Source organism: Actinomadura luteofluorescens (genome assembly GCF_013409365.1).
In the GTDB taxonomy this organism is placed as follows: domain Bacteria; phylum Actinomycetota; class Actinomycetes; order Streptosporangiales; family Streptosporangiaceae; genus Spirillospora; species Spirillospora luteofluorescens.
In genome coordinates this window covers 9,504,448-9,527,484 of sequence record NZ_JACCBA010000001.1, presented here as the reverse complement: position 1 = coordinate 9,527,484, position 23,037 = coordinate 9,504,448, and the positions used below count along the sequence as shown (strand labels likewise).

23 protein-coding genes are annotated in these 23,037 nt (G+C 74.4%); 11 read left to right on the top strand and 12 right to left on the bottom strand.

The window, feature by feature from the left end; genetic code table 11:
• Nucleotides 1–4 precede the first annotated feature (4 nt).
• The 3 genes from BJY14_RS43795 to BJY14_RS43785 form a co-directional block, all read right to left on the bottom strand.
• Nucleotides 5–793 (bottom strand): GvpL/GvpF family gas vesicle protein, encoded by a 789-nt coding sequence (locus BJY14_RS43795; RefSeq protein ID WP_179848989.1) that lies wholly within the window; start codon nt 791–793, stop codon nt 5–7.
• Entirely contained in the window at nt 790–1,227 is a 438-nt protein-coding gene (gene gvpJ, locus BJY14_RS43790; protein ID WP_179848988.1) for a gas vesicle protein GvpJ, read from the bottom strand. Before gvpJ ends, BJY14_RS43795 begins: the two co-directional genes overlap by 4 nt.
• Before the next feature lie 203 nt (nt 1,228–1,430).
• Nucleotides 1,431–1,871 carry a hypothetical protein gene (locus BJY14_RS43785; RefSeq protein WP_179848987.1) on the bottom strand — a complete coding sequence of 147 codons (441 nt, stop codon included), beginning with the start codon at nt 1,869–1,871 and terminating at the stop codon, nt 1,431–1,433.
• A gap of 193 nt (nt 1,872–2,064) precedes the next feature.
• Here BJY14_RS43785 and BJY14_RS43780 point away from each other — a divergent pair, with 193 nt between their 5' ends.
• The 7 genes from BJY14_RS43780 to BJY14_RS43750 are packed head-to-tail and all read left to right on the top strand — an operon-like array spanning nt 2,065 to nt 6,550.
• Entirely contained in the window at nt 2,065–2,685 is a 621-nt protein-coding gene (locus BJY14_RS43780) for a hypothetical protein (RefSeq protein WP_179848986.1), read from the top strand.
• On the top strand, nt 2,682–2,948 hold the full coding sequence (locus tag BJY14_RS43775; protein WP_218905864.1) for a monovalent cation/H+ antiporter complex subunit F: 267 nt from the start codon (nt 2,682–2,684) through the stop codon (nt 2,946–2,948). Before BJY14_RS43780 ends, BJY14_RS43775 begins: the two co-directional genes overlap by 4 nt.
• Before the next feature lie 16 nt (nt 2,949–2,964).
• Nucleotides 2,965–3,258, top strand: a complete 294-nt coding sequence (locus BJY14_RS43770; protein ID WP_179848985.1) for a monovalent cation/H(+) antiporter subunit G — start codon at nt 2,965–2,967, stop codon at nt 3,256–3,258.
• 7 nt (nt 3,259–3,265) lie between these two features.
• The gene (locus BJY14_RS43765; RefSeq protein WP_179848984.1) at nt 3,266–3,658 is read left to right on the top strand and encodes a Na(+)/H(+) antiporter subunit B; all 393 of its coding nucleotides are present in this window, start codon (nt 3,266–3,268) and stop codon (nt 3,656–3,658) included.
• Nucleotides 3,655–4,377 (top strand): MnhB domain-containing protein, encoded by a 723-nt coding sequence (locus BJY14_RS43760; RefSeq protein WP_179848983.1) that lies wholly within the window; start codon nt 3,655–3,657, stop codon nt 4,375–4,377. The genes BJY14_RS43765 and BJY14_RS43760 overlap by 4 nt, the downstream gene beginning before the upstream one ends.
• Entirely contained in the window at nt 4,374–4,727 is a 354-nt protein-coding gene (locus BJY14_RS43755; protein WP_179848982.1) for a sodium:proton antiporter, read from the top strand. Before BJY14_RS43760 ends, BJY14_RS43755 begins: the two co-directional genes overlap by 4 nt.
• The gene (locus BJY14_RS43750; protein ID WP_218905863.1) at nt 4,724–6,550 is read left to right on the top strand and encodes a complex I subunit 5 family protein; all 1,827 of its coding nucleotides are present in this window, start codon (nt 4,724–4,726) and stop codon (nt 6,548–6,550) included. Before BJY14_RS43755 ends, BJY14_RS43750 begins: the two co-directional genes overlap by 4 nt.
• Before the next feature lie 32 nt (nt 6,551–6,582).
• Here the strand turns inward: BJY14_RS43750 and BJY14_RS43745 are convergent, their stop codons facing one another.
• Entirely contained in the window at nt 6,583–7,242 is a 660-nt protein-coding gene (locus BJY14_RS43745; protein WP_179848981.1) for a hemerythrin domain-containing protein, read from the bottom strand.
• Nucleotides 7,243–7,324: 82 nt separating this feature from the next.
• A complete protein-coding gene (locus tag BJY14_RS43740; protein ID WP_179848980.1) occupies nt 7,325–8,113 on the bottom strand; it encodes a TetR/AcrR family transcriptional regulator in 789 nt (262 codons plus the stop codon).
• An 82-nt stretch (nt 8,114–8,195) separates the two neighbouring features.
• On the opposite strand from BJY14_RS43740, the gene BJY14_RS43735 reads away from it, so the two are divergent.
• On the top strand, nt 8,196–10,505 hold the full coding sequence (locus BJY14_RS43735; RefSeq protein WP_179848979.1) for an ATP-binding cassette domain-containing protein: 2,310 nt from the start codon (nt 8,196–8,198) through the stop codon (nt 10,503–10,505).
• 51 nt (nt 10,506–10,556) lie between these two features.
• Here BJY14_RS43735 and BJY14_RS43730 read toward each other — a convergent pair whose 3' ends face one another.
• Nucleotides 10,557–10,982 carry a VOC family protein gene (locus tag BJY14_RS43730; protein WP_179848978.1) on the bottom strand — a complete coding sequence of 142 codons (426 nt, stop codon included), beginning with the start codon at nt 10,980–10,982 and terminating at the stop codon, nt 10,557–10,559.
• 106 nt (nt 10,983–11,088) lie between these two features.
• Here BJY14_RS43730 and BJY14_RS43725 point away from each other — a divergent pair, with 106 nt between their 5' ends.
• Nucleotides 11,089–12,069, top strand: coding sequence for a helix-turn-helix transcriptional regulator (locus tag BJY14_RS43725; protein WP_179848977.1), 981 nt, complete (start codon nt 11,089–11,091; stop codon nt 12,067–12,069).
• A gap of 45 nt (nt 12,070–12,114) precedes the next feature.
• Here BJY14_RS43725 and BJY14_RS43720 read toward each other — a convergent pair whose 3' ends face one another.
• Nucleotides 12,115–12,633, bottom strand: coding sequence for a MarR family winged helix-turn-helix transcriptional regulator (locus tag BJY14_RS43720; RefSeq protein ID WP_179848976.1), 519 nt, complete (start codon nt 12,631–12,633; stop codon nt 12,115–12,117).
• Between the two features lie 282 nt (nt 12,634–12,915).
• Here BJY14_RS43720 and rox point away from each other — a divergent pair, with 282 nt between their 5' ends.
• Nucleotides 12,916–14,343 carry a rifampin monooxygenase gene (gene rox / locus BJY14_RS43715; protein WP_179848975.1) on the top strand — a complete coding sequence of 476 codons (1,428 nt, stop codon included), beginning with the start codon at nt 12,916–12,918 and terminating at the stop codon, nt 14,341–14,343.
• A 22-nt stretch (nt 14,344–14,365) separates the two neighbouring features.
• Here the strand turns inward: rox and BJY14_RS43710 are convergent, their stop codons facing one another.
• From BJY14_RS43710 to BJY14_RS43690, 5 genes are all read right to left on the bottom strand, one after another.
• Nucleotides 14,366–15,433, bottom strand: a complete 1,068-nt coding sequence (locus BJY14_RS43710; RefSeq protein WP_179848974.1) for an AF_0692 family protein — start codon at nt 15,431–15,433, stop codon at nt 14,366–14,368.
• A 135-nt stretch (nt 15,434–15,568) separates the two neighbouring features.
• Nucleotides 15,569–16,696: a sensor histidine kinase gene (locus BJY14_RS47025; protein ID WP_179848973.1), complete on the bottom strand. Its 1,128-nt coding sequence runs from the start codon at nt 16,694–16,696 to the stop codon at nt 15,569–15,571.
• 120 nt (nt 16,697–16,816) lie between these two features.
• On the bottom strand, nt 16,817–17,356 hold the full coding sequence (locus BJY14_RS43700) for a DUF1062 domain-containing protein (RefSeq protein WP_312879757.1): 540 nt from the start codon (nt 17,354–17,356) through the stop codon (nt 16,817–16,819).
• Nucleotides 17,357–17,604: 248 nt separating this feature from the next.
• Nucleotides 17,605–18,360 (bottom strand): VOC family protein, encoded by a 756-nt coding sequence (locus BJY14_RS43695; RefSeq protein WP_179848971.1) that lies wholly within the window; start codon nt 18,358–18,360, stop codon nt 17,605–17,607.
• Between the two features lie 55 nt (nt 18,361–18,415).
• A complete protein-coding gene (locus tag BJY14_RS43690) occupies nt 18,416–19,573 on the bottom strand; it encodes an ROK family transcriptional regulator (RefSeq protein ID WP_179848970.1) in 1,158 nt (385 codons plus the stop codon).
• A gap of 200 nt (nt 19,574–19,773) precedes the next feature.
• Between BJY14_RS43690 and BJY14_RS43685 the strand changes: the two genes are divergently transcribed.
• Nucleotides 19,774–22,986, top strand: a complete 3,213-nt coding sequence (locus tag BJY14_RS43685; protein ID WP_179848969.1) for a glycoside hydrolase family 97 N-terminal domain-containing protein — start codon at nt 19,774–19,776, stop codon at nt 22,984–22,986.
• The last annotated feature ends 51 nt before the right edge of the window (nt 22,987–23,037 follow it).

The window sequence follows — 23,037 nt, the reverse complement described above, 5'->3', positions numbered from 1 at the left end:
CGTATTACGCCTCCGGTACGAAGTCGTAGGGCGGCAGCGGCCCGATCAGCCGGATGCGGATGCGGTCGCCGTGCTGCTGGCCCAGCTTCTCCACGGCCTCCTCGAACGCGGCGCGGCGGTCGGCGCGGACCAGGAACGAGGCGTCCAGGACGTCCTCCTCCCTGGCCGGGGTCTTGCGCGTGAACGCCTCGGCGGCCGAGGCGGCCCCGTCCAGCAGGACCTGCTCGTCGTTCTCCCGGAGCCGCTGCATCGACTGCGCGATCAGCTCGCCGAGCCGGACGCGGTCGTAGTAGACGGCGTCGGCGGCGTCGGCCGGGACCTCCCGGAGCCGCTGCGACAGCTCGGCGACCTCGGGGTCGTTCTGCATGATCTCCCGCAGCACCGCGTCCTCGACGTAGGTGCCCTTGACGCGCAGCTCGACGCGGCCCTCGAGCTGGTCCAGGACCTGCTCGAAGCGTTCGGAGTTGTCGGCCAGCAGTTCCTTCTCGACCGCGCCGCGGTCGGCGAGCGCGGCGCCGAAGCGGAAGGGCAGGACGACGGTTCCGGCGTCGACCAGCGCGTTCAGGACCCGCTGGTGCGCGACCAGGTCGGCGCGCTCGCCCAGGGCGCGGTCGGCGGGCAGGTCGCTGACGACCGCGGCGGCCGAGCCGCCGTCCTCGATCAGCGACACCGGCCGGTCGTCCAGGCCGGCCAGGTCCGGTGGCAGCGACGCGCCCGACCGGGTGACCCCGTACACGTACTGCGGGATCCGGTCCCCGGCCTCAGAGCCGCCGGGGGTCTGAGGCGTGCTCATTCTTCCTCGTCCTCCTTCTTGCGCGACGAGCGGCGCCGCGCGGGTTCCTTGTCGTCCTCTTCATCGTCGGAGTCGCCGCCGAAGGTCTCCTTCAGCCGCTCCTGGGCTCCCTCCAGGGCACCGCGCGTCTTCTTCTTGGCGCCCGACTCCTGCATTCCGCCAACGAACTCCGGCAGGCCCTGCGAGGTGCCGTCGTGAGCGATGTCCAGACGGTTCACCGCCTCGGCGAACCGCAGGTAGGTGTCGACACTCGCGACCACGATCCGCACGTCGATCGTGAGGATCTCGATTCCCACCAGCGAGACTCGCGCGTACAGGTCGATGACCAGACCCTTTTCCAGGATCAGGTCGACCACGTCGGCGAGGCCGCTGCCCGAGCCGCCGCGCTGTACGACATTGCTGCCCGAAGTCTGCTGGGCGACCGGCCCAGTCATGTGATCGCTCCTTCTCGGGGTTGACCCGTTTGGGGGTGAAGCATGAACCCCGATGTACCCCCCTCAACCTCCCTAAACAGGAGATCTGGTTCCGGTCATGGACGAGTCAGGGCGAAAGGCCCGTCCCGGCACGTGCGACGCCCCCGCAGAACTTTTTCCGCGGGGGCGTCGCGCTCGCCGGAGGATTTCCGGGATGCCAGGGTTCAGCGCTTCCGGGCGGTCAAACGCCCGACGACGATTCCGGCGACGGCCGCGCCCGCCACCGGCACCGCCCGCAGGAACCGGCCGAGCGTGAGGAGCTTGGCGACCCCGGCCACGCGGCCGGGCAGCGCCGCCACCTGGCCGCCGGCCCGCGCGACTCCCGTGCCCGCGGTCTTCGCCACGCCCTGCGCGGTGTCCTTCGCGGTGCCCGTGGCGCCCTTCGCCGTGTCCCTGGCGGTGCCGGCCGTGTCCTTGGCGGTGCCCGCCGTGCTCTTGGCCGTGTTCTGCGCGGTGTCCTTGGTGCCCTTCGCGGTGCTCTTGGCGCCCGTGCCCGCGGCCTCGGCGGTGCCCGTCGCCTTGCTCGTCGCCTTGCCCGCCGCGCCGCTGACGTTCTTGCTCGCTTGTCCGGACCCGTTGCCCGGGACCGAGGGGGTCTCCATCATCCGTCCTTCCGTCGGGGGGATCGTGCTGCCGAACCGGCGGGGAATCGCGTTCGTCGGCCGTAACACGGGCTACCCCACCCGGCCACCGCAAACATCCGGGCCGCCCCCGGGAGCCGCCGGGCCGGGCAGCGCGGGACGCGGCGGGCTGCCCGCGCCGACGATTGGAACCCTCGCTCCGGGTATGCCGAACGCCATGCCACCCGATGAGCCGCCGGACGCGCCGCGACCCGGCCCCGCCCGGCGCGCCGCGGAGCCGCTGGCCTGGTGGACGGTGCTGCTGGCGCTGTACCTGGCTCTGGTGTCGGCGATCTCCCTCACCGAGATCGCGGTCGGAGCGCTGACGGCCGCCGCGGGCGCAGCCGCCGCCGTCGCCGCGCGCCGCGCCCTGCTCACCACCGGGACCACCACCGGCACCGCCCGCCGCCCCGAAGGCGGCCCGTCCCGTCCCGTCGCGCCGGTCCGGCTCCTCCCGCCGCTGGCGCGGCTGCCCGGCCAGATCGTCGCCGACACCGCCCGCGTCACCGCGCGCGGCGCGTCCGGCGGATCCTGGACGGCGCAGGGCTGCCCGCCCGGCCCCGCCGGACGCGGCGCCGCGACCCTGCTGATGTCGGCCTCCCCCGGCGCCTACGTCGGCGGCGTCGACCCCGAACGCGGACTGCTGCGCGTGCACCGCCTGACCGGCCCGTCGCCGTTCGAACGGAGCCTGCGGCGCACCGGCCTGATCGGCGACCCGCCCGCAGAGGGCCCGCATGACGGAGGCCCGCACGAAGGAGGCCCGCATGAAGGAGGCCCGCATGAAGGAGGCCGCGGGTGAAGCCCGACGTCGCGGGCACCGCGATCCCCGCCCTGGCCGTCATGGTCGGCGCGCTGCTGCCGGCGCTGCTGGCCACCCTGCGCGGGCGGCCCGACGGGCGGCTGGCCGGGTTGATCGTCACCGGGCCGCTGGTCACCCTCGCGCTGGTGCTGCTGGCCGCCGCCTACGGCCGGCCCGCCTACCTCGACGTCGCCCTGGTGCTGGCGCTGCTGTCGTTCGCCGGGTCCCTGGTGTTCGCCCGGTTCCTGAGCCGGACCCTGTGAGAGGGGGAGCGACCGGATGAGTCTGGACCTGCTCGCCGACGCGCTGACCTGGGCCGGAACGGCCCTGGCCGTCGCCGCCGGGCTGCGGCTGCCCTTCACCCCGGGCGCCGCCGCCCGCCTGCACACCGTCGCGCCCGTCACCGTCCTGGCCGCGCCGCTGCTGATCGCCGGGCTGGCGCTGCGCCCCTGGTCCTCCTGGCACGACGTCGCCAAGCTCGCCGTCATCGCCGTCCTGCTCGCCGCGACCGGCCCCGCCACCGTCGTCACCGCCGGGCAGGCCGTCGAACGCGCCGCCGGCCGATCGGAGTGAACCCGCCATGACCGCCACCGCGACCGCCCTCAGCACCGCGAGCGCCGCGCCGGCGGCGGCGCTCGACGCGCTGTCCGGGCCGCTCGCCGACGCGCTCATCGCCGCCGCCCTCGGCCTGGTCGCGCTCATGGCCACCGCCGTCGTCCTGACCCGCGACACCGTCCGCCAGGCGATCGTCCTGTCGGGCTACGGGATGGTCCTCGGCCTGCTGTTCCTCATCCTCCAGGCGCCCGACGTCGCGATGTCACAGATCGGGGTCGGGACCGTCCTGCTGCCGCTGCTGGTCGTGCTCGCCCTGCACGCGACCCGCCGCTACCGCCACACCACAACGACAGACAGCCGCACCGCGCGCTCCAAGAGCGGCCGCAAGGGCGCGGGCGGCGGACGGACGCCCCGGTGAGGCCCCGCACCCGCGTCCTGGTCTTCGCCGGCGGCGCCGCCGGGACCGCCGCCCTGTTCACCGCCGGGACGCTCGGCCTGCCCGCGTTCGGCGGGACCCTGCACCCCTACGCCGACCGCGCCGTCCACCAGGCCGTGCGGCGGGGCACCCCCAACGTCGTCTCCTCCGTCAACTTCGACCAGCGGGCCTTCGACACCCTCGGCGAGGAGCTCATCCTGCTGTCGGCCGCGATCGCCGCCGTGGCGCTGCTGCGCGTCGTCCGCCGCGAGGACGAGCGCGACGGCGCCACCCTGCGGCACGGGCCCGCCGAGGTCTCCGACGCGCTGCGCATCGTCGGCCACCTGCTGCTCCCCCTCACCCTGCTCATCGGCGTCTACATCGTCGCGCACGGCGCCCAGTCCCCCGGCGGCGGCTTCCAGGGCGGCGTCATCCTCGGCACCGCGATCCACCTGCTCTACCTCGCCGGCGACTACCCCGCCCTGCAGCGGCTGCGGCCCATCCCGGTGTTCGAGTCCGCCGAGGCCGTCGCCGCCGCCGCGTTCGTCCTGCTCGCCCTGGCCGCCGCCGGGGCCTCCCCCGCCCAGCGCGTCCCCGCCCTCAACACCGCCGTCGGCATCGAGGTCGGCTGCGCCCTGGTCCTGCTGCTCGGCAAGTTCTTCGAACAGGCCCTCCTGATCCGCGAGCACCGCGAAACCGGCGACACCCGGGAGACCGCGTGAGCACCCTGCCCTACCTCACCGCCGGCTGGATCATGCTCGCCGGCCTCTACGGCGTCGTCACCTCCCGCGACCTCGTGCACGCCGTGGTGTGCGTGTCGGTCACCCAGTCCGGCACCTACGTGCTGCTGCTGGCCATCGGCTACCGCTCCGGCGCCACCGCCCCGGTGTTCTCCGACCGGCCCCCGCCCCCCGCCGGCAGGCCCGTCACCGACCCCGTCGTGCAGGCCATGACCCTCACCGACATCGTCGTCGGCGCCACCGTCACCGCGCTGCTGCTCGCCCTGGCCGTGCAGGTCGCCAAGCGGCGCGCGACCCTGGACCCCGGCGCCCTGCGCACCCTCGAACCGTGATCCTGCAGGCCACCGTCGCGCTGCCCGTCCTGGCCGCCGCCCTCCTCGCCGCGACCGGACGGTGGCTGCCGCGCCCGGTCGTCGACATCACCGCCCTGGCCACCGCCGCCGCCGTCACCGCGCTGACCGCCCTCACCCTCGCCCGCGCCCCCCGCCACCCGCAGGTCACCTGGCTCGGCGGCTGGGGCCCCGGCACCGGCGTCGGCATCCCCCTGGCCGCCGACCCCCTCGCCGCCGGGCTCGCCTGCGTCGCCGCCGCCCTCACCCTGGCCGCGCTGGCGTTCTCCTGGCGGTACTTCACCGAGATCCAGGCGATCTTCCACGCGCTCATCCTGCTGTTCCTGGCCTCCATGTGCGCGTTCGTCTACACCGGCGACCTGTTCGACGCCTTCGTGTTCTTCGAGCTGATGAGCGTCGTGGCGTTCGCGCTCACCGGCTACCGCTCCGAGGAGCCCGCCACCGTCCACGGCGCCCTCAACTTCGGCATCGTCCAGTCCCTGGGCGCCTACCTCACCCTCGCCGGCATCGCCCTGGTCTACGGACGCACCGGGCAGCTCGGACTCGCCGCCCTCGGCCGCCACCTCAGCGGCGCCGCCCCCCACGGGCGCCCCGGCGCCCTGATCACCGCCGCGTTCGTGCTCATCTGCACCGGATACCTGGTCAAGGCCGCCGCCGTCCCCTTCCACTTCTGGCTCGCCGACGCCCACGCCGTCGCCCCCACCCCCGTCTGCGTCCTGTTCTCCGGCGTCATGGTCGAACTCGGCGTCTACGGGGTCGCGCGGACCTACTGGGCGGTGTTCCCCGGGCTGGTGCCGCTGCGCGCCGTCGCCGTCCTGGGCGCCGCCGCGGCGCTGCTCGGCGCGGTCATGTGCCTCCTGCAGCACCACGTCAAGCGGCTGCTGGCCTACTCCACCATCAGCCACGCCGGGCTGCTGCTGGTCGGCGTCGCCGCCGGCGCCCCCGCGGCGCTGGCGGGCACCGCCTACTCCCTGGCCGGGCACGCCGGCGTCAAGGGCGCCCTGTTCCTGGCCGCCGGGGCGCTGCTGAACCGGTACCAGAGCGTCGACGCCCGCGACCTGCGCGGACGCGGACGCGTCATGCCCGTCACCGGCGCCGTCGTCCTGGTCGGCGGGCTGTGCCTGGCCGGGCTCCCGCCGTCGGGGCTGTTCGCCGGGCACTCCGTGACCGAGCACGCCGTGCTGGAGCAGGGCTGGTGGTGGTTCACCCCCCTGTCCATCGCCGCGTCCGCCGTCACCGCCGGCGCCGTCCTGCGCGTGTGGCTGGTGGTGTGGCGCGGCCTGCCCCTGCGCCGCGATCCTGGCGAGACCGGCGCCCCGGGCGGATCCTCGGACCTGGGCGAGCACGAGGGGCCCGAGACGCCCGGCATCCTCGCCTCAATCCCCTGGGTCATGGTCGCGCCCGCGGTCGCGCTGCTGGCCGCCGGCCTGGCGGCCGGGCTGCTGCCCGGCGGACCCGTCGCCGACGCCGCCGCGATGTTCACCGACCGCGGCGCCTACGCCGCCCTCGTCCTGGACGGCCGCCTGACCCACCCGCACGCGGCGCCCGCCGAGCCCTGGACACCGGCGGGCCTCGCCGGAGCGGCCGCCACCGTGCTGCTCGCGCTGGCCGTCGCCGCCGCCGGCGTCCGCCGCGCCGCCCGGACCCGCCCGGCGGCCCCGGCCCCTGCGCGCGCCGCCCTGGCCCGCGCCGCCGGCGCCGCCACCCGCCGCCTGCACGCGCTGCACTCGGGCCACGTCGGCGACTACGCCGCCTGGCTCACCGCGGGCGTCGCCGTCCTGGCCCTGCTCACCGCACGCTTCTGACCCCAGGGCCGCGCCCCCGGGCCGCGGCGGGGTCAGACGCTCCAGAGGCGGCGCTTGCGGTACCGGGGCTCCCACATCACCCGGTTCAGGTCCCGCAGCGGCGCGGGCAGCGACGTCAGGAACCGGCTCCGCTCCACAGGCCCGATCCCGTCCACCACCCACGGGACGAACAGCGGCGTCCCCGCCTCGCAGCGGCCCCGCGCCTCGGCGGCCAGCTCCCGCCACTGCGCGTCGGCCAGCACCGACTCCGCCAGCGGCAGCGCGCTCATCTCCTCGTGCAGCAGGTGCCGCTCCAGCGCCTCGCGCAGCTCCCGCGCCGCGGCCGACAGCTCACCGCCCTCCCCCACCGCCGAACCCCGGCCCGGCGCGGTGCCCATCGCCGCGTCGACGCGCGCGATCAGCGGGGCCAGGCGGACGTGGTCGGCGCGCATCTCCTCCAGCACCGCGCGCTCCACCCGGCGCCCCGCCACCGCGCGCTCCACCCGCGGCCACAGCCACCCGTCCTCCAGCTCCTGATGCAGCCGGATCTGCTCCTTGAGGTTCTCCCAGCCCGCGCGCACGTGCGACGCCCCGCCCTTGCCCGCCGCCGCGGCCGCCGCGAGCCGGTCCAGATCCCGGCGGAACGCGTGGTGGGCGGCGTGCAGGAGGGTGCGGCAGGTCGTGTCGCGCGGCTGGACCGCGAAGGTCTCCATGCCAATAGGAGGCCTTCGGCGTCCCCCGATGTGACGTCCCGCGCGCCCGAGAGACGCACGTCACACGCCGCGGGGCGCCCGGTCAGCCGCCGCCGGCGTCGAGGGCCGCGGCGATGCCGTCCAGGACCAGGGCCAGGCCGCCCTCGAACGCCTCCCGCGCCGCCTGCTCCAGGAACGGGACGTCCTCGGCGCCGCCGACGGCGTCCTCGGCGTCCAGCCAGGCCACCAGCGGGAAGCGCTCGGCGAACCCGGGCGCCAGCGCCTCCAGGGCCCCGGCCCGGCCGTACCACCACTGCTCCTCCGACAGGCCCGTCGCCCGCACCGCCTGCCGCGACTCGGCGAGGGTCTGCGCCGCGCCGCGCACCACGCTCGACAGCGCCGACACCGCGCGCCGCACCCGCCGCGCCGGCAGCCCGGTGCCGGCCAGCACGCCCAGCAGCGCCTCCAGCGCCCGGTACTCGTTCGGGCCGAGCACCGGGCGCGCCTGCGACACCTGCAGCATCCACGGGTGCCGCAGGTAGAACTCCCAGGAGTCCTGCGCCCACCGGGTCAGCGCCGCGCGCCAGCCGTCCGCGGAGTCGTAGCCGCCGGGCAGCTCGGCCAGCGCGCGGTCGTACATCAGATCGACCAGCTCGGCCTTGCCCGGCACGTAGGTGTACAGGGCCATCGCCGTGCGGCCGAGCCGCTCCCCGACCGCGCGCATCGACAGCGCCGCCATCCCCTCGGCGTCCGCGACGGCGATCGCGGTGTCGACGATCAGCTCCACGCTCAGCCCCGGCCGCGGCCCCGGCCCCGTGCGGGGCGCAGGCGCGCCGCGCCACAGCAGGTCCATCGAGCGGCGCGGATCGCCCTGCCCGGCGAAGACGACCAACCTGCATCTCCTTATGCCATAAACTAACCGGATCGAGGATCTCTTTACGCCCTAAGATATCAAGCGAGTGAGGAAGCCGCCCATGCCCCTCCAGCAGACGACCGCCGAACCCGGGCCGCACGCCGAAGCGCTCCGGGCCGCCGACGCCCACGAGCTGATCGAGGTCCGCGGCGCGCGGGAGAACAACCTCGCCGACATCAGCCTGGACGTCCCCAAGCGCCGCCTGACCGTGTTCACCGGCGTGTCGGGATCGGGCAAGTCGTCCCTGGTGTTCGGCACCATCGCCGCCGAGTCGCGGCGGCTCATCAACGAGACCTACACCGCGTACGTGCAGGGCTTCATGCCGAGCGTCGGCCGCCCCGACGTCGACGCGCTGCGCAACCTCAGCGCCGCGATCGTGGTCGACCAGGAGCGGATGGGCGCCAACTCCCGCTCCACCGTCGGGACCGCCACCGACGCCCACACCATGCTGCGCATCATCTTCAGCCGGATCGGCGAACCGCACGCAGGCACCTCCTCGGCGTTCAGCTTCAACAACGCCGAGGGCATGTGCCCCGAATGCGAGGGACTCGGCCGCACCTCCCGCGTCGACCTGGACCAGCTGGTCGACCGGGACCTCTCGCTCAACGAGGGCGCCCTCACCGTCCCGGGCTTCGGCGTCGGGTCCTGGTACTGGAACGTGATCGCCGACTCGGGGCTGTTCGACCCGGACGCCAAGCTGCGCGACTACACCCCCGCCCAGTGGGACGACCTCCTCCACAAGCCCCCCACCAAGGTCAAGAGCAGCGGCGTCAACATCACCTACGAGGGCCTGCTGCTCAGGGTCAAGCGGCTCTACCTGGACAAGGACACCGAGTCGCTGCAGGCCCACATCCGCGCGTTCGTCGAGCGCGCCGTCGCCTTCAGCGCGTGCGAGGCGTGCGGCGGCACCCGCCTCAACGCCGCCGCCCTCGCCAGCCGCATCGGCGGGCTCAACATCGCCGACTGCGCCGCCCTGCAGATCAGCGACCTGGCCGCCGTCGTCCGCGAGATCACCGAGCCGTCCGTCGCGCCGGTGCTGGCCGCCCTGCAGGGCACCCTGGACTCCCTGGTCGAGATAGGCCTGGGCTACCTCAGCCTGGACCGCGAGTCCCCCACCCTGTCGGGCGGCGAGGCCCAGCGCGTCAAGATGGTCCGCCACCTCGGCTCCAGCCTCAGCGACATCACCTACGTCTTCGACGAGCCCACCGCCGGCCTGCACCCCCACGACATCGCCCGCATGAACGACCTGCTGCTGCGCCTGCGCGACAAGGGCAACACCGTCCTGGTCGTCGAGCACAAGCCCGAGACCATCGCGATCGCCGACCACGTCGTCGACCTCGGGCCCGGCGCCGGCGCCGAGGGCGGACATGTCTGCTACACCGGCGACCTCGCCGGGCTCCGCGCGTCCGGCACCCTCACCGGGCGCCACCTGGACCACCGCGCCCGGCTGCGCGAGAAGGTCCGCGAACCGTCCGGGCACCTCACCATCACGGGCGCGAACCTGCACAACCTCAAGAACGTCGACGCCGAGATCCCCCTCGGCGTCCTCACCGTCGTCACCGGCGTCGCCGGATCCGGCAAGAGCTCCCTGATCCACGGGGCGCTGCCCGGCCGCGACGGCGTCGTCGTGGTCGACCAGTCCCCCATCCGCGGATCCCGCCGCAGCAACCCCGCCACCTACACCGGGCTGCTGGACCACATCCGCGCCGCCTTCGCCAAGGCCAACGGCGTCAAACCCGCCCTGTTCAGCGCCAACTCCGAAGGCGCCTGCCCGGCCTGCAAGGGCATCGGGCTGGTCTACACCGACCTGGCGATGATGGCCGGCGTCGCCTCGGTGTGCGAGCAGTGCCAGGGCCGCCGCTACACCGCCGAGGTCCTCACCTACACCCTGCGCGGCAAGGACATCAGCCAGGTCCTGGCCATGCGCGTCGCCGAGGCCCGCGAGTTCTTCACCGCCGGGCAGGCCCGCGCCGTCCTGGACCGCCTCGCCGACGTCGGCCTGGGCTATCTCGGGCTGGGCCAGCCCCTCACCACCCTGTCCGGCGGGGAGCGCCAGCGGCTCAAGCTCGCCATCCACATGGCCGAGAAGGCCGCCACCTACGTCCTGGACGAGCCCACCACCGGCCTGCACCTGGCCGACGTCGACCAGCTTCTGGCCCTGCTGGACCGGCTCGTCGACGGCGGCAACACCGTCATCGTCATCGAGCACCACCAGGCCGTCATGGCCCACGCCGACTGGATCATCGACCTCGGCCCCGGCGCCGGCAGCGACGGCGGCCGCGTCGTGTTCACCGGCACGCCCGCCGACCTTGTCGCCGGCGCCGACACCCTCACCGCCCGCCACCTGCGCGACTACGTCCACGACGCCTGACCCGCCCCGCCCCGGCCCGCCGCCCGCCTCCGGCGGGCCGGCCGGGCCCCGTCAGCGGGGAGTCGCCTTGGCCAGCACCTCCAGGTAGTGCGGGTTGGACATCACGCCCAGCACGTTGCCGAACGGGTCCACCACCGACGCGGTCGCGAACCCCGTCCCCTCGCCCCGCTCGGTGATCTCCTCGTGCGGCCGCGCGCCCATCGCCAGCAGCCGCTCCACCGCCGCCTCCAGGTCGTCCACGTGCCAGAACGTCACCGCCCCGCCCGGACCCGCCGGCGGCCCTCCCGGACGGTACCGGGCGTCGATCAACCCCAGCTCGTGCTCGTAGTCGCCCACCCGGAACTCGTAGTAGGCGGCGCCGCCGTCCGGGCCCGCGACACGGAAGTACGGCTGGATCCCCAGCAGTTCGGCGTACCAGTCCTTGGCCGCCTCCACGTCGTCCGCCCAGAAGCTGATGGTCGCGAATCCCCGCAGCATGTCGTGCCTCCGATCACCGGGAACCGGACGCTCCGGCCCCGACACCCACGACGCTAGACGGCCAATAGGTCACCCAACGTCCTAGAGGCCCGGCAGGATGGACGTCATGCGCGATCCGTCCGGACGGCTCCTGCGATTGCTGTCCCTCCTGCAGACCCCCCGCGAGTGGTCGGGCACCGAGCTGGCCGAGCGGCTCGGCGTCACCGCCCGCACCATCCGCCGCGACGTCGACCGCCTGCGCGAGCTCGGCTACCCCGTCCACGCCACCCACGGCAGCGCCGGCGGCTACCGGCTCACCGCCGGCGCCGCGATGCCGCCGCTGCTGCTGGACGACGACGAGGCCACCGCCGTCGCGATCGGCCTGCGCACCGCCGCCGCGGCCGCCGTCACCGGCATCGAGGACACCTCGCTGCGCGCCCTGGCCAAGCTCGAACAGGTCCTCCCCCACCGGCTGCGGCACCGCGTCGCCGCCCTCACCGAGGCCGCCGTGCCCCTCCCGCCGCAGGACGGCGCCCCGCCCGCCGCCGACCCCTCCGTCCTGGCCCTGCTCGCCGCCGCCTGCCTCACCCGCGAGAAGGTCCGCTTCACCTACACCGCCGCCGACGGCCGCGGCACCCGCCGGCTGGCCCAGCCCCACCGCCTCGTCACCGCCGGCCGCCGCTGGTACCTGGTCGCCCACGACGAGGACCGCGCCGCCTGGCGCACCTTCCGCGTCGACCGCCTCACCGACCCGCACCGCACCGGCATGCGCGGCCCCGAACTCCGCCTGCCCGGCGGCGCCGACGCCGCCGCCTGGGCCATGGACGCCCTGGCCGGCGGATCGGGCACGATCCGGGCCCGGCTGCTGCTGCACGCCCCCGTCGAGGAGGCCGCCGAGCACGTCACCGCATGGCAGGGCGTCCTGGAACCCGCAGGCGACCGCACCTGCCTCCTGCACACCCGGTCGGACTCGATGCGCTTCCTGGCCTACCGCGTCACCCTGCTGCCCATCGACTACACCCTGCTGGACCCGCCCGAACTCGCCGGCCACCTGGCCGCCATCGCCGACCGCGCCACCCGCGCCATCCGACCCTTCACCGCACCCTGACCACGGCGCGAGAGGCCGCGCCGCCCGCCCGCGCGGCCGGGGACCTCAGCGTTCGCCGGGCGGGGAGCCGAGGGTCGTGTCGCCGAGCGACTCCAGCAGGGTGCGCAGGGCGGCGGCCAGGTGCCCGCGCTCGGCCGGCGACAGCGCCGCCAGCAGGCGCTCCTCGTTGGCGGCGTGCAGGCCGACCAGCTCGTCCACGATCTCCAGGCCGCGCGGCGCCAGCCGGACCCGCACCGACCGCCGGTCACCGGTGTCGCGCACCCGCTCCACCAGGCCCTTGGCCTCCATCCGGTCGATCCGGTTGGTGATCGCCCCCGAGGTGACCATCGCCGCCCGCAGCAGCGCCCCCGCCGTCAGCTCGTAGGGGGCGCCGTGCCGCCGCAGCGTCGCCAGCACGTCGAACTCCCAGCTCTCCAGCCCCCGCGCGGCGAAGAACTCCTTCAGCTCCCGGCCGAGCAGCGACTGCGCCCGCGAGATCCGCCCGACCACGCCCATCGCCGACACGTCCAGGTCGGGACGCTCGCGGCCCCACTGCGCCAGGATCGCGTCCACCGCGTCCGCCATGCCCACCCTCCCGCGACAATCTCAACGTTGAGATTATCAATCGGGGAAGGCCCGGGCCGGGAAATCCGGCACCACCGGATATTGCGCTCCGCGCGGCGCGGGAAGGAGGACGAACTCACTCCCTCCATTTTCAAGTTATAGCGGGCCGGGGGGCTTGCGGCAAGACCCGGGTCGTCCCCCAGAATCGTCGGCCGAGGCCGGTACCTGCGTGAACGGGACGCGGCGTGCACCGGGACGCCGCCGGGGCAGCCGGCCGACGGACACTCTCACGAACGGGGACTCATGATCGACGTGATCGTGGTCGGCGGCGGGCCGACCGGCATGATGCTTGCCGCCGAACTGCGGCTGCACGGGGTGCGCGTGCTCGTCCTGGAGAAGGACGCGGAGCCGGCCCCGTTCGTGCGCTCGCTCGGCCTGCACGCGCGCAGCATCGAGGTGATGGACCAGCGCGGCCTGCTGGAGCGGTTCCTCGCACACGGCAAGACCCACCCGGTCGGCGGCTTCTTCGCCGCCATCCGCAAGCCCGCGCCCGACGGGCTGGACACCGCGCACCCTTACGTCCTCGGCATCCCGCAGCCCGTCACTGACCGGCTGCTGGCCGAGCGCGCCGCCGAACTCGGCGCCGAGATACGGCGCGGCAGCGAGGTGGCCGGGGTGAGCCAGGACGAGCACGGGGTGACCGCCGAACTCGCCGACGGCACACGGCTGCGATCGCGCTACCTCGTCGGCTGCGACGGCGGCCGCAGCACCGTCCGCAAGCTGCTCGGCGTCGGCTTTCCCGGCGAGCCCACCCGGGTCGAGACGCTCCTGGGCGAGATGCGGGCCACCGCGCCGCCCGAAGAGATGGCCGCCGTGACGGCCGAAGTCCGCGAGACCGAGAAGCGGTTCGGCATCGGACCGATCGGGGACGGCGTCCACCGCGTCATCGTGCCCGCCGAGGGAGTGGCCGAGGACCGCTCGGCCCCGCCGACGCTCGAGGAGTTCAAGCGGCGCCTCCGGGCGGTCGCCGGCACCGACTTCGGCGTCCACTCGCCGCGCTGGCTCTCCCGCTTCGGCGACGCCACCCGGCTCGTGGAGCGCTACCGGACCGGACGGGTGCTGCTGGCCGGCGACGCCGCGCACATCCACCCGCCCGTCGGCGGCCAGGGACTCAACCTCAGCATCCAGGACGCCTTCAACCTCGGCTGGAAGCTGGCCGCCGAGGTCGGCGGCCGGGCACCGGAGGGACTGCTGGACACCTACCACGCCGAACGGCACCCGGTGGCGGCCGACGTGCTGGACAACACCCGCGTGCAGATGGAGCTGCTGTCCACCGAGCCGGGCCCCCTGGCCGTGCGGCGGCTGCTGTCGGAGCTCATGGACTTCAACGAGGTGAACCGGCACCTGACCGAGAAGATCATCGCGATCGGGGTCCGCTACGACCTCGGCGGCGGGCACCCGCTCGTCGGCCGCAGGCTCCGGGACGTCGCACTGAAGCGGGGCCGCCTCTTCGAGCTGACGCACGACGGCCGCGGACTGCTCCTCGACCAGACCGGCCGGCTGTCGGCCGAGGGCTGGGAGGACCGCGTCGACCACGTCGCCGACACCAGTGAGGAACTGGACGTGCCCGCGGCCCTGCTGCGGCCGGACGGCCACGTGGCATGGGTCGGCGACGACCAGACCGACCTGGACGGCCACCTGGCCGAATGGTTCGGCGACCCCACCGATTGAGCAGACGGACTCACGACAGCGATCAGCGGTAATCGGGGATCGGCGCCGCGGGACCGGTGGCGAGGCGGTCGTCGAGGCGGTGCAGCAGCAGGACCATCACCGCCCCGATGACGGCCAGGCCCGCGGTGTCGAGCGGGTCGCGAGTGTGGGACACCAGGCCGAAGGCGGTGTGGGCGACCAGCGCCCCGGTCACGGCCGCCAGCCGGTGGCGCGCGGTCCAGCCGTCCGCCGCGCTCCACCGGCGCACCGCCCAGGCGGCGGCCGCGGCGACCACCGCCGCGGCCGCCATCGGCAGCGGCGCCCACGCGCGGGGCAGGAACGCGGGATGGTGCGCGCCGGCGAACGGGAACAGCAGCGCCAGGAAGGCGAAGGCCGCCACGGCGCACACGGCGCCGAGCCGGAACAGACCGGGGACCGGACCCGCCACGCCGGCGCGACGCCGGCCCGCGCGGCGCGGGAACCGGACGAGCGCCGCCGCCACCGCCGCCACCACCGCCGTGGCCGCCAGCCCCAGGACCACCAGGACGGCGCGCCCCGACAGCAGGTAGCCGGAGTCCTGCGACGGGGGCACCGACACCCGCAGCAGCCCCACCCCCAGCAGCGCCGCGGCGGCCGTCCCGACGAGCCCCCCGCGCCGCAGATACGGCCTCCGGCCCAGGTCGCGGAACATCAACTCGACGAGCGTCACCGGCAGCAGGACGCTGAACACCGCGTGGTACGGCAGGTTCAGCTCGGCGTAGGGGGCGTTGACGCCCCACGGCCTCGGCCCCCAGCCCGCGGCACCGTACAGATGGGGGCTGGTGAGGCTCTGCAACGCCAGGCCCTCCTCGACCAGCCCGTAGGCGAGGCCCATCAGCAGCAGGGCGCCCGCCCCGCCGCCCGTCCGGCGGACCGCCTCGCGGATCAGCAGGACCCCCGCCCCGTAGATCGGCACGTAGAGGACGACCAGCCACAGCATCCTCACGGAGATCGAGCCGAGGGTGAGTTCGGCGACGGCGGGCGCTACGAGCACCAGCGCGAGCGCGGCGCGCCGCTGCCGCCGCCGCTGCGCGCGGCCCGCCCGGGGCGGCCGGTTTCGAGAAAGGACCATGCCCCGACGCTAGGGACGCGACCCGCCCCCGCGCCTCCGGCGGCGGATTGGTCTGCGGCCTCCGTCCTCAGACGGAGAGACGGGGCCGGACCACTCCGGGGTCGTAGGCGGGCACCCCGGGCAGCGCCCGGATCGTCATGCGGTGTCCTCCAGCGGCAGATGGGCGCGGACCCGGAACCCGCCCGCCGGATCCGGCGAGGCCTCCAGCGTCCCGCCGAGCAGCGCCGCGCGCTCGCGCATACCGGCGACGCCCTGCCCGGAGCCGCCCGTCCAGGCCGACCGGCCGCCCTTCCCGTCGTCGCGGACCTCCACGGTCAGCCCGCCGTCCCGCGCGCGGACCGTGACGACGGCGACGGACGCGCGCGCGTGCCGCAGAGCGTTGGTGAGCGACTCCTGCACGATCCGGTACGCCGACAGGGCCACGCCCGGCGGGACGTCGGCGTCCTCCAAGCCGTCCAGCACCACGCGGACGGGCAGCCCCGCGGACTCCACCCTCCCGGCGAGCCGGTCCAGATCCGCCAGGGACGGCTGCGGCACCAGGGCGTCGCCTTCGGGGACCGCCGCGGTCTCCCCGTCCAGCAGGCGCACGGTGCGCACGAAGCGGCGGAGCTCGACCAGCGCCTCCCGGCCCGACGCCTCCAGGCTCCGCACCGCCTGCCGCGCCTTCTCGGGGCTGCTGTCGAACACGTCGTCCGCGGCGGCGGCCTGCACCACCATCACCGACACCGTGTGCGCCAGGACGTCGTGCAGTTCACGCGCGATGCGCGCCCGCTCCTCCAGCACCACCCTGCGCGCCTCGGCCTGCCGCCGCGCCGCCCACGCCCGTCCGAGCGCGCCCCAGCTCCAGGCCAGCACCGCCGCGACCGGCCACAGGACCGCCGCGACGCCGTGCCCGCCGGCACCGGCCGTCGCGCCGAGGACGGCGGCGGCTCCCGCCGCCGCCCACAGCGACGTCCGCGCGGGCCGCAGCCAGGCGAACGTGCTCAGCACGACCAGCGCGATCCCCGGCCCGGCCGTCGGAACCAGGAACTGCAGGGCCGCCCCGGAGACCACCGCGACGGCGGTGACCACGGCGGGCCGCGCGCCCAGCCACCACAGCGCCGCGGCCTGGACGACGACGAACGCCGTCACCAGCGGACGCCCCGCCTCAGCCGGCACCCCGCGGGGCGCCAGGAGCAGCACCGGCGACAGCGCCGCCAGCGCGCCCGCCACCAGCGGCGCCTTCCACCGCGCCGGCAACGACGCCTCGAACCGGTCACGCACGCCGCAGACGCTACCAGCGCGCGTTCCACCACCGGCCCGAACGGCTTGAGCACGCCCAGGGCGGCCGCGCTCGCAGGGGGAAGCCGGGCGGGCCGGGTGACCCGCCCGGCTCCATCCCCGCTACCGCATCGGCAGCACCGTGAAGGTGAATCCGGTGTTCCTCGGACGGCGCAACGAGGTCTCGGACTTGATCCGGCGCAGGACCTCGTTCCGGCTGAGGCCGAGCCCCTGCGCGATGAGCCGGTCCGGGCGCAGCGGCACCGGATCCTCGAAGACCACCTCCACCTGGACCGGCCATGCCTCGTCGAGCCGCGGCGAGGGGGCCTCCAACCGCCAGGCCTCCGTCCAGTCCAGGGTGAAGCGGCTGCGCCGGGCGAGCAACGGATCCAGCAGCGTGGACGCCACCAGCTCCGGATCGTTGACGCGGTAGCCGTGGAGCTCGGCCGGATCGAGGGATCTGACCGGCGCCCGCTCGTGGACGGGGACCTTGCCCGTCCGATCGCAGGAGACGCAGCGGACCAGCAGCCACACGTCCAGCAGCTTGCCGTTGGCGTTGACGCGGAACCTGCCCTCGCCGGTGGTGGCCGACCGCGACCCGCAGTCCACGCACCGCGACGACAGCAGAGGCAGCCTGGTCCGACGGACGACCCAGGGCAGCACGATATGAGGTTGTGAAGACATGAGCTCTCTAGACCTGACACGAGGCCGATTACGCGCGGCCTCAAACGCTGCAGGGCCGGGCGCGCAAGTGCGGCCCGGCAGGACCGACGGGAGCGTCGGCTACAGGTGAGCGAAAGAAGATGTCAGGTCTGAAGAGCAGGCGGGGTCACGCGGTTCTGTCCTTTGCCTTCACTGCGATGGAGCCGCGGGCAACCTACGGGACCGCGGAAGGGAAGCTCAAGCGGTTTTCACGCCGAGGCTTCGTCGGTGCTCCGGCCGAGGACGCAGAACTCGTTGCCCTCCGGGTCGGCGAGGCACGTCCACGGCACGTCGCCCTGACCGACGTCGAGGTCTGTGGCGCCCAGGCCCCGCAGCCGGTCCACCTCCGCCTCCTTGTCGCTGACGACGTACGGCAGCAGGTCGAGGTGCACGCGGTTCCACCACGTCCTCTCGGCGGGCGTGCGGAGGAACTCCAGATACGGGCCGACGCCCTCGGGGGCACGCATCACCGCACGGTCGTCGGTCAGCTCGTGCAGGGTCCAGTCCATCGCCTCGCCCCAGAACCGGGCCATGGCCCGGGGATCGGCGCAGTCGACAACCACCGCGGCGATCGGCCCGGTGTCCCGGTAGACCTCCCGGGGCTCCAGCACGCAGAACACGTTGCCCTCCGGGTCGGCCAGGACCGTCCACGGGACATCGCCCTGGCCCACATCCGCGGGCGTCGCACCGAGATCCTTCAGGCGCGCGACCAGCTCGGCCTGATGGGCCGCGGAAGCGGTGGCGAGATCGAGGTGCACGCGGTCCTTCACCGACTCGGGATCCGGCACGGTGACGAGGTCGACGCAGACGGCGGTGGGGTCGGGCCAGTCGAAGCCCGCGGGCTCAAGGTTGGTCACCCCGGGCGCCTCGCTGTCGGTGCCCCAGCCGAGCGCCTCCGCCCAGAACCGGCCGAGCGCCGAATCGTCCCGAGCCTTGAAGTTCACCTGGACAAGTCGCAGCGCCATGCCGCCCCACCCTAGGCCCGCCAGCCCGGACGCCCGGACCCTCACCCGTCGTTTTTCAGATGATGGCCTCCGTGGCGGCGAGGGCCAGCGCGCCGACCAGCGCCGCCCGCGCGCCCAGGGCCGAGGACCGGACATGGACCCGGTCGCTGATCGCGGGCTGGGCGAAGCGGCGCAGCGACTCGCGGATCCCCTCCAGGAGGGGCTCGCCGCCCGTCGCGAGCTCACCGCCGATGACGAGCATCGCGGGGTCCAGGGCGTTGCACAGGTCGGACAGGACGCGTCCGAGCCGGCGCCCCGCGTCGGCGACGATCCGGGCCACCACCGGATCGCCGACCAGTGCGTCCAGGGAGAGCTCGTCGGGCTGCTCGGGGAGCGGCAGGCCCGCCGCGATGAGCTGCCGCCACACCTCGCCGATCGACACCACCGACTCCAGGCAGCCGCGCTGCCCGCAGCGGCACTGCGCCCCGCCCTCCTGGACCAGCGTGTGCCCGATCTCCCCGGACGCCCCGTAGGCCCCGGTGTACCGGCGGCCCGCGAGGATCAGCCCGGCCCCGATGCCGTGGGACGCCTTGACGTAGATCAGGTCCGACACGCCGCGGGCGGCCCCGTGCGTGTGCTCGGCCAGCGCGGCGAGCTCCGCGTCGTTGGCGATCGTCACCTCGCCGCCGAGCCTGGCGGTGAGCTCCTCCCGCGGCCGGACGCCCGCCCAGCCCGCGAGGATCGTGGCCGACTGGATCCGGCCGGTCGCCTGGTTGATCGGCCCCGGGATCCCCGCCACCGTCCGCAGCACCGAACCGGCCGGCACTTTCGACCGGTCGAGCAGGCCCGCGACCAGGGCCCCCGCCCGGTCGAGCGCGTGGCCCGCCGAACCGTCGACGTCCACGGGCACCCGGTCCTCGGCGACGACCTGCTGCGCGGTCGAGGCGAGGGCCGCGGAGACGTGCGTGTGCCCGAAGTCGATGCCGACCAGATACCCCGGGGGGCGGTGCGGCGACAGCGGGGAGGACGGCCTGCCCCGGCCCGCGCGCTCGGTGGCCGCGTGCTCGTGCACCAGCCCTTCGGCCAGCAGCCCCCGGACAATCCCCGCCACCGTGCTCGGCGCGAGCCCGGTCCGGCGGCTCAGCTCCTGCCGGGTCGCGGGGAAGGACTGGTTCAGCGCGTCGAGGATCGCGCGCCTGCCGCGTTCGACCCTGGTGTTCGGTGAGGTGGGCACCCGACGACGATAGCGAATTAGAGCGCTGAATGTTAAAAATATCGGTCTTTAAGAGTGTTGACCATAGAGTTTCGCTCAACTTACGATCACCGGACTGTTGTGGAGCGTTCCACCCCCACCCCCAGGGAGACGCGATGGGCCGTGCAGGCACGAAATGGCGAAGAAGACGGGCGGTATCGCTCGTCACGGCGGCGGCCCTCATGGTTCCGGGAGCGCTCGCGGCGGCCCCGGCCCGGGCAGGCGAGCCCGCCCCCTCCGGCGGACTCGCCGAGGCCTCCGGGAAGGACGCCCGGGCCGTCCGGTCACCGGACGGGGACCTGCGGGTGACGGTCGCCACCGACGACGGGCGCCTCACCTACAGCGTGAAGGAGCGCGGCAGGGTCCTCGTCGGCGCGTCCGGACTCGGCATGGACCTCGCGGGACGGCCCAGCCTCACGCGGGACATGTCCATCGAGTCCGTCGAACGGCGCACGATCGACGAGACGTGGAAGCCCGTCTGGGGCACGTCCAGCAAGGTCAGGAACCACGCGAACGAGCTCACCGTCCACGCCGTACAGGACGGGACCGGGTTCAAGCTCGACCTGGTGTTCCGGGTGTTCGACGACGGTGTCGGGTTCCGCTACCACTTCCCCGGGCAGCCCGGCCTCGGCGCCTACACCGTCACCGCCGAGCAGACCGAGTTCACCTTCGAGCCCGGCGCGCGGAGCTGGTCGATCGCCGCCGGCACCAACTGGACCGCCGACGAGAAGCACTACCGCGACCTGCCCCTGTCCAGCGTCCCCACCGCGCAGACGCCCATCACCGCCTCGCCCGCCTCCGACTCCTACGTGGTGGTGCACGAGGCCGACCTGACCGACTACCCCAGCATGACCCTGAAGGCGGTACCGGGACGCCCCGGCGCCTTCTCCAGCGACCTGATCGGCCTGCCCGACGGCACGAAGGCCAAGCTGAACGGCGAGTTCTCCACCCCCTGGCGCACCCTGACCACGGGTGAGCGGCCCGGCGACCTCGGCGAGTCCCACCTGATCGAGAACCTCAACGACGCGTGCGCCATCTGCGACGACACGTCCTGGATCGAGCCCGCGACCTACGTCGGCGTCTGGTGGGAACTGCAACGGCGGGCCACCACCTGGAACGCCGGGCCGAACCACGGCGCGACCACCGCGCGGGTCAAGCAGTACATCGACCTCGCCAAGCAGGCGGGCGCCAAGTTCGTGCTCGCCGAGGGCTGGAACACCGGCTCCGGCGGCTCGTGGAGCGGCCAGGACTTCCTCACCCCGCAGGCCGACCTCGACCTCCCCGAGGTACTGCGGTACGCCAAGGCCAACGGCGTCGGGTTCATCGCGCACAACGAGACCCGGGGCGACGTCGACTACTACGACCGCAACCTGGAGAAGATCTTCTCCAGGTACGAGGCCCTCGGCATCCACTCGATCAAGACCGGCTACGCCACGAAGTACCTGCTCGGCGGCGTCAACCGCAGCCACTACGACCAGGAGGCCGTCCGGCACTACCAGCGGGTGGTCGACACGGCGGCCCGGCACCGCATCACGGTCGACGCCCATGAGGCGATCAAGCCCACCGGCCTCGCGCGCACCTACCCGAACATGATGACGGGCGAGGGCGTCGCGGGCATGGAGCAGCACAACTACATGGGCGCGGGCGGCAACCCGCCCGCGCAGGCCACGATCCTCCCCTTCACCCGGTTCATGGGAGGGCCCGCCGACTACACGCCCGGCGTCCTCAACGTCACCTGGGACCCGGCCCGCCTCGGGACCCGCGTCCAGACCACCTCCGCCGCGCAGCTCGCCCTGTATCCGACGTTCTTCAGCCCGATGCAGATGCTCGCCGACACCCCCGAGAACTACGCCGCCCACCCCGGGTTCGCGTTCCTCAAGGACATGCCCGCCACGTGGGACGAGACCCGCGTCCTGGACAGCGCCATCGGGGACTACACCACGACGGCCCGGCGCAGCGGCCGGACCTGGTACCTCGGGGCGGTCACCGACGAGAACGACCGGACCCTCCAGGTGCCGCTGTCGTTCCTGCCGCCCGGCACGTTCGTGGCGGAGACCTACGCCGACGCCCAGGAGACCACCTGGAAGGGCGACCCGCTGCCCGTCGAGATCCACAAGACGCTGGTCAGGTCCTCCACCCGGCTGTCGATGTCACTCGTCGGCGGCGGCGGGCAGGCGGTCAAGCTCAGGCCCGCGACCGCCGACGACCTCCGCGGCCTCTCCCGGTACGCCCCGCCCCGCGCGGACTACGGCGCCGCCGAGGCCGTCCTGGACCAGGAAACCCAGCGGCTCACCGTGAAGGCCCCGCTCACCAACGAGGGCAGCACCGTGGCCGAATTCCAGGCCCGGGTGTTCCTCGACGGCCGCGCCGCCGGCGAGCCCCAGCGCGTCCGCGTGGCGGGCGGCGGGACCCGGACCGTCGAGTGGACGCTGCCCGCCTCCGAGGTGCCCGACGGGGACTTCCAGGTCGCGGCGGGCGAGCACGGCAAACCGGTCAAGGTGGAGCAGCCGCGTCCACTGCTCGAACTCGTCCGGGACCTGCGGCGGTCCGGCGCGCTGACCCCGTCGGCGGCGGCCGAACTCCAGCCCTCGATCGTCAAGGGCGAGGCCATGCTCCGCCGGGGCGACGCGACCGGCCGCCTCCTGGCCCTGCAGGACGTGCGGCTCGCCCTCTACCGCCTTCCGCTCGACGAAGTGAGCGCGCCGGCCCGCACCGCGATCGACGACCGGCTCACCGCCCGGCTCGGCGCACCGGAGGGGCTCGTCTCCCTCGCGCTCAAGGTACGGGGGGCGGCCGACGACCGGGCCGTCGACGCGGCCCTGTCCGGCAAGCTCGCCGCCGAGATCAAGGCCGCGGTCCACGCCGCGTCCGCGGGCGACGCCGCGGGCATGAGGAAGGCCCTCGACCGGTTCGACGCCCTGGTCAAGGCAGCGCCGATCTCCCCGGACGTCGCGGCCGGCCTGCTCGCCGCGAGCCGGGCGCTCGCCGCCGAACCACGCACGATCGAGGCGGAGACCGCGCAACTCGTCAGCGGCGCCTGCCGGCGCACCGACCACACCGGCTACACCGGCACCGGATTCGTGGCCTGCCTGAAGACCAAGGACAGCGGCGTGCGGGTCGACGCCCCGGTCACCGCCGAGGGCCTCTACACGGTCCGCCTCCGCTACGCCAACGGCATGGGCTCGACGCGGACCATGACCCTCGCCGGAGGGACGCAGTCCGTCCAGCTCCAGCTCCCCGACCTCGCGTCCTGGGACACCTGGTCGGAGCACCGGGCCGGCATCCGCCTCGCCCCGTCCACGCCGCTGACCTTCGTCTACGGACCGAACGACAACGGCAACGTCAACCTGGACTCGATCACCATCGAACCCGACCTCGGGGTCGTCCAGCGATAACGGCGTCCGTCACGCCGGCGGCGCGGTCCGGCGGTGCCCGAGGTGTCTCGA

Excerpts from the sequence above, each read along its gene's own strand:
- BJY14_RS43795 (WP_179848989.1), bottom strand. The coding sequence starts at position 793 with ATGAGCACGCCTCAGACCCCCGGCGGCTCTGAGGCCGGGGACCGGATC.
- gvpJ (WP_179848988.1), bottom strand. The coding sequence starts at position 1,227 with ATGACTGGGCCGGTCGCCCAGCAGACTTCGGGCAGCAATGTCGTACAG.
- BJY14_RS43785 (WP_179848987.1), bottom strand. The coding sequence starts at position 1,871 with ATGATGGAGACCCCCTCGGTCCCGGGCAACGGGTCCGGACAAGCGAGC.
- BJY14_RS43780 (WP_179848986.1), top strand. The coding sequence starts at position 2,065 with ATGCCACCCGATGAGCCGCCGGACGCGCCGCGACCCGGCCCCGCCCGG.
- BJY14_RS43770 (WP_179848985.1), top strand. The coding sequence starts at position 2,965 with ATGAGTCTGGACCTGCTCGCCGACGCGCTGACCTGGGCCGGAACGGCC.
- BJY14_RS43765 (WP_179848984.1), top strand. The coding sequence starts at position 3,266 with ATGACCGCCACCGCGACCGCCCTCAGCACCGCGAGCGCCGCGCCGGCG.
- BJY14_RS43745 (WP_179848981.1), bottom strand. The coding sequence starts at position 7,242 with ATGGAGACCTTCGCGGTCCAGCCGCGCGACACGACCTGCCGCACCCTC.
- BJY14_RS43735 (WP_179848979.1), top strand. The coding sequence starts at position 8,196 with ATGCCCCTCCAGCAGACGACCGCCGAACCCGGGCCGCACGCCGAAGCG.
- BJY14_RS43730 (WP_179848978.1), bottom strand. The coding sequence starts at position 10,982 with ATGCTGCGGGGATTCGCGACCATCAGCTTCTGGGCGGACGACGTGGAG.
- BJY14_RS43725 (WP_179848977.1), top strand. The coding sequence starts at position 11,089 with ATGCGCGATCCGTCCGGACGGCTCCTGCGATTGCTGTCCCTCCTGCAG.
- BJY14_RS43720 (WP_179848976.1), bottom strand. The coding sequence starts at position 12,633 with ATGGCGGACGCGGTGGACGCGATCCTGGCGCAGTGGGGCCGCGAGCGT.
- rox (WP_179848975.1), top strand. The coding sequence starts at position 12,916 with ATGATCGACGTGATCGTGGTCGGCGGCGGGCCGACCGGCATGATGCTT.
- BJY14_RS43710 (WP_179848974.1), bottom strand. The coding sequence starts at position 15,433 with ATGGTCCTTTCTCGAAACCGGCCGCCCCGGGCGGGCCGCGCGCAGCGG.
- BJY14_RS43695 (WP_179848971.1), bottom strand. The coding sequence starts at position 18,360 with ATGGCGCTGCGACTTGTCCAGGTGAACTTCAAGGCTCGGGACGATTCG.
- BJY14_RS43685 (WP_179848969.1), top strand. The coding sequence starts at position 19,774 with ATGGTTCCGGGAGCGCTCGCGGCGGCCCCGGCCCGGGCAGGCGAGCCC.